Consider the following 5138-nt stretch of genomic DNA (forward strand, 5'->3'; position numbering starts at 1 on the left):
CGGCCCGGGGAGCCACTTTTCTTTTATTCCACGTAGTTTATTGTTTTTTCTCAAGCTTTTAGACATGAGGGATTCGTTAATAAAAGTGAGGGAATAGGATTTTTGCAATAAATATAGAAACGCAATATCATACGGGATGTGTTTTTTTGCAATGAACGCAAAAAGCAATTGATTCATTTTAGAATAGCACAAATAAGATTACTTTTTTCAAACCACCGCGCTTCTATAAGAGGGCACTGCAATTATTTGCATATTATAAATTACGATTTCTTTCATCAAAGATGAATTATTAAGCTCCATCAGCAATGAAACTGTATCATATTTTTTTCCAAAGAAAGAATGATTTATACTCAATAAAGAAATTAAACTTAAAAACCTGCTCATGAAGCAATCATTTTGAAAAATGGAAGAATCAATAATCAAGGTCATATATTATCTCCATACACCCCACATAATCTCCTCCCCATCCTAAAAGCAAAAAATATAAAACAAATCTGTAAACACTCCGACGTCTTATCTAACAGGTTATTCCTCCTGCTAACCACTTCAACGCTTTACAAACAACCTTGCCTTGTTCACCACACTGTCATAAAACATTTAATACATAAAGTCTTATAGGCTTTATATCTCCCAAATACTTTATATCCCCCCCAAATAATAGTGTTTTACAGTAAAAACCAAGATAACAAGCTAAATTGTTAAGAATCCTGAGAAAGCCTTCAGAAATCATGACATTCTCGCTATTGTATTATGCAGTCACATGCTTTTTTAAAGAGATATCTCTTAAATTCCCCAAGACTCTTTCACAATGACACCCCCGTAAATGGTATAAAATGAAATCGATTGATCAGCCCCATCTTTATTTATAATAAAAGTCATACCATCGTACTATTTTTCAACTCTCAATCTCAGCAATCCCCCATTGCCTTTGAAAGAGTTTATAAAAATTATTTTATTTATTTTTCAAATGTTTATTTATATGACAACTTCACACATAACGTGCAAGCGAATGCTTTTGATTGATCCGCATAAATAACTTAAAAATGAAAAAAAATACGATATAATGAATTATTAAATATATAAAACAATGAGTTATTATTAGACATCAATTTTTAAAATTAAAAGTTATCATTAAAGATAAAACACATCCTTTATAAAAATAATTTTTATATAAATAAAATCTACTTTTATTCCCATTTTTAAAAATGGGAATAAAGCAAATAAATAATTGCCTCTACAATAATGATTTTTAAATAAATCCAAACGGTTAGAAGTTTTCATTTCTAAAAAATGAAAAACTCTGAAGAATCTTCTTACTTTTAACTCTTTTCAATTGAGAATAAATCAACAAAAGTAAAAAATCTCCTATACATGATCTTTTTTCAAGACTTTATCTAAGCAGCCTTCTTAACTGATTTCCGAAAACGAAAAGTCTTTGCACGCTTTACTACCGCTTTTGCTTTTTGCTGCCTCTCATTTTGAGGTGAAGAATTCTTCCGCTGCAACTGTGCAGCATCATCTTTTCGACCTAAAAACTGTTTTTGACGTTTAGATTTTTTAAAACGGCGTTCCTTATCGTTTTCTTTACTTTCTCGTACAATTGGCTTTTCTGGAAACGCTGCAAATTGTTCTGGAACAGCCTCAGCCACCAATTTCATACGAATCAAGCGCTCTATAGCACGCAAGCGGGACCTTTCTATCTTCTCATCAAAAAGCGTAAGTGCTACACCAGATGCACCATTACGTCCTGTACGACCAATACGATGTACATAACTTTCAGCTTCATCTGGTAAGTCGTAATTAATAACGTGACTTATCCCTGGTATATCAATACCGCGTGCAGCAATATCTGTTGCCACTAGGATCTGCACAGATCTTTCACGAAAAGCTTTTAAAGCAGACTGGCGAGCACCTTGTGATTTATTTCCATGAATTGTTGCGACTAAATATCCTACCTTTTCTAAACTACGCGTGACAGCATCTGCCCCATGTTTCGTTCGAGTAAAAACAATAACCGAATCAAAAGCTGGATTTGTCAAAAGTTTACTTAAAACATTCTTTTTTTCATTCGTAGGAACACAATATAATTTTTGGCAAATCTCTACAGCCGTAGTACCTTGAGGAACAACTTCAATTTTAACCGGATCATTGAGTAAACATTTTGCAAGCACAGCAATTTCCCTCGGCATTGTTGCAGAAAAGAGTGCTGTCTGACGCTCTTGATGCAAAAGCTTTGCAATTTGCTTAACATCATGAATAAACCCCATATCCAACATACGATCTGCTTCATCCAAAATCAAAAAACGAGATTGGGAAAGATCAACACACTTTTCACGAACAAGATCTCTCAAACGCCCTGGAGTCGCTATCAAAACATCCACACCTGCTTCCATACGTTTAATTTGTTTTAAACGTGATACGCCCCCAAAAATAAGACATGTTGAAAGATGTGCTCCTTTCGCCGCAGTGCGAATCGTTTCATCAATCTGAACAGCAAGTTCACGCGTTGGAGCTAAAATCAAAGCGCGTGCAGTTTTAGGGCATCGTTTATCACCTAAAGCCAAAATCTGACTTAAAATAGGCAAACTAAATGCCAAGGTTTTTCCAGAACCTGTCTGAGCAACACCTAAAATATCGTGTCCTTTCAACATCACTGGAATAGCTTGTTCTTGTATAGGCTTAGGTTTACTCATCCCAGCAATGAGTAAATTTTTAATCAAAAGAGTAGGCAAACCTAACTTTGTAAAAACATTTTCTTCTTTTATAGGCAAAATAAAATCTTTCCTTAGCTGAAGAACTCAAAATGAAGTAACCATCTGAACTCTCCACTCAAGAATCCGCGCAAGAGAAATCCCTGACATTTTAAATGAAGCAACGCCTAAAAAGCGGCTTGCGCAACTCATGAACACCTTGAAATCAAGATAAAGGCGTATAAACTTCACTTTACAAAAAGCCAACAAACCAGCCTAAATGCCTTCACCTCTATTATCTTTGGATTATGATAAAAAAGCAAGAACTTTACGAAATACATTTATCATGAATAAAAACAATATTTAGATCGTTTACTTTTTGATGATTGTGTCCATCGGTAAATGTACCTTGATAAAATCAGGATAAATCTCGAGAAAAACTGGATTTTGTAAAGTTTTTTGACCGCCATAAATTAAATACCATTGGTTTTTATCAAAAATCGCCAAAGTTTTATATTGAATGATGCGATCTTTCATCTCAAGAACTGTTGGAATTAAAGCATACAAAGTACCGTTATCAGTTTGTAAATACTCTATATTTTCTTTATCTAAATAATAAGCACCAGAAGGCAACCCCTCAAACTTCTTATGCAACTGTTGAAGAAAATCACTACGTAAAGCACTCTCTGTTGTATTCAATCGATGTGCCATCTCTTTATAAAGCCGCTCAGGCATATAACGAGAAATAGGCATAAAATCCCCATTTTTTATAGCATTATTGACATCAACAACGACTCTTGAAAGTTCATCTTTTTGTACTATTGTTGGCTGAGATGCTAAACTCTGTTGATTAACAATCAAAAAGAAAAATAGACTCAGCACCGAATAAAAAATAGGTTTCATCATTATACTTCTTTTTTTAGTAAAATTTCAGTTTTTCAAATAACAAAATCAAATAACGTTTGATCATCAGTAATATCACGGTAACGCCAACCTAACGTTTGAAATTTTTCCTCTAAAAGACAAAAATTACCGTATTTTTTTGTTTCAATCGCAACCAATACAGAACCAAAGTTTCTCGCTGATTTTTTAAGATATTCAAAACGTACGATATCATCATCTGGCGATAATGTGGAAAGAAAATGACGCAATGCACCAGGATGTTGCGGAAAACTAAAAATAAAATATTTTCTCAACCCTTGGAAACGTAAAGAACGCTCTTTAATTTCTGGCAAACGCTCAAAATCAAAATTACCTCCTGAAATAACAAGAAGAATTTTTTTCCCCTTTAACTCTTGAGGAGGAATACTGTTAAGCGCATCAATCGATAAAGCACCAGCCGGTTCAAGAACCACACCTTCAACATTAAGCATTTCAACCATCGTAGAACAAACGCGATTTTCAGGAACCGTAATGACAGAATCAGGGGGAAATTGCTTTAGAATTGTATAGTTTAGTGCACCAATTTCAGCCACAGCAGCACCATCTACAAAAGTATCAATGCTTTCAAGCTTGACGCGTTTTCCACTCTCCAAACAAGCAAGTAAACTTGCTGCTCTTTGCGGCTCAACAAAACGAAGCTTTGTTTTCCAACCATACTCATGTAGAAACTTGCTCACTCCACTTGCCAAACCACCCCCACCTACCGGCACAATCATCAAATCTGGCTCACTTTCTCCATTGAGTTTTTTCCATTGTAAAGCAGCCTCACAAAGCACTGTTGCTTGCCCCGTAATAATGCGAATATCATCGAAAGGTGGAGCCATTACACCACCGCTCTCTACGACAAAGGATTGTGCAGCTTCATAACATTGATCAAATGTTTCTCCAACCAAACGAATATCAATGAATTCTTTACCAAAAATACGTGTTTTTTCAATTTTTTGTTGTGGCGTTGTCATAGGCATGAAAATCACGCCTTTACGTTTAAAATAACGACAAACAAAAGAAACGCCTTGCGCGTGATTCCCCGCTGAAGCACAAACAAATGCAGAATCTGGTGATATACAGCTAAGCATTTCTGAAACAAAATTGAAAGCACCACGAATCTTATAAGACCGCACCGGTGTTAAATCTTCACGCTTTAAATAAATTTCTGCATCATACTTTTGGCTAAGAAAATCATTTCTTTGAAGTGGTGTTTCAGCAAACACGTGATGCAATCCCACCATAGCTTTTGTGACGTCTTGAATAAATTGACTCATAACACTAATCATTTCATACTTTATTTACATTATAAAAGCTTTTTCTATCGATAAAGGAAACTATTGTCAGTCAAAATTTCACTAAAAAATGAAAAATGTTTCTTTTGTCATTAATTCTTGATTCAATAAAAGATATAGCTTATGAGAGAACTCACATCGCGGACGTGATGAAAACGGTAAACATAGCAGACTTAAAATCTGCCGGTCGAAGACCTTGCGGGTTCAAGTCCCGCCGTCCGCACCA

The 5138-nt window shown here is 35.0% G+C and carries 3 protein-coding genes and 1 tRNA gene; 1 reads left to right on the forward strand and 3 read right to left on the reverse strand.

Annotated features, from left to right (window positions below; translation table 11 throughout):
* Positions 1–1394 precede the first annotated feature (1394 nt).
* The 3 genes from ACFIO3_RS08670 to ilvA all read right to left on the reverse strand — a co-directional run bounded on the left by ACFIO3_RS08670 (position 1395) and on the right by ilvA (position 4906).
* Positions 1395–2771, reverse strand: a complete 1377-nt coding sequence (locus tag ACFIO3_RS08670; RefSeq protein WP_375704323.1) for a DEAD/DEAH box helicase — start codon at positions 2769–2771, stop codon at positions 1395–1397.
* A 291-nt stretch (positions 2772–3062) separates the two neighbouring features.
* Positions 3063–3593 carry a hypothetical protein gene (locus ACFIO3_RS08675; RefSeq protein ID WP_375607472.1) on the reverse strand — a complete coding sequence of 177 codons (531 nt, stop codon included), beginning with the start codon at positions 3591–3593 and terminating at the stop codon, positions 3063–3065.
* Between the two features lie 35 nt (positions 3594–3628).
* Positions 3629–4906 (reverse strand): threonine ammonia-lyase IlvA, encoded by a 1278-nt coding sequence (gene ilvA / locus ACFIO3_RS08680; protein WP_375608747.1) that lies wholly within the window; start codon positions 4904–4906, stop codon positions 3629–3631.
* 146 nt (positions 4907–5052) lie between these two features.
* Between ilvA and ACFIO3_RS08685 the strand changes: the two genes are divergently transcribed.
* Positions 5053–5138, forward strand: a tRNA-Leu gene (locus ACFIO3_RS08685).

The organism is Bartonella sp. AD328YNZD, assembly GCF_042196425.1.

Excerpts from the sequence above, each read along its gene's own strand:
- ACFIO3_RS08675 (WP_375607472.1), bottom strand. The coding sequence starts at position 3,593 with ATGAAACCTATTTTTTATTCGGTGCTGAGTCTATTTTTCTTTTTGATT.
- ilvA (WP_375608747.1), bottom strand. The coding sequence starts at position 4,906 with ATGATTAGTGTTATGAGTCAATTTATTCAAGACGTCACAAAAGCTATG.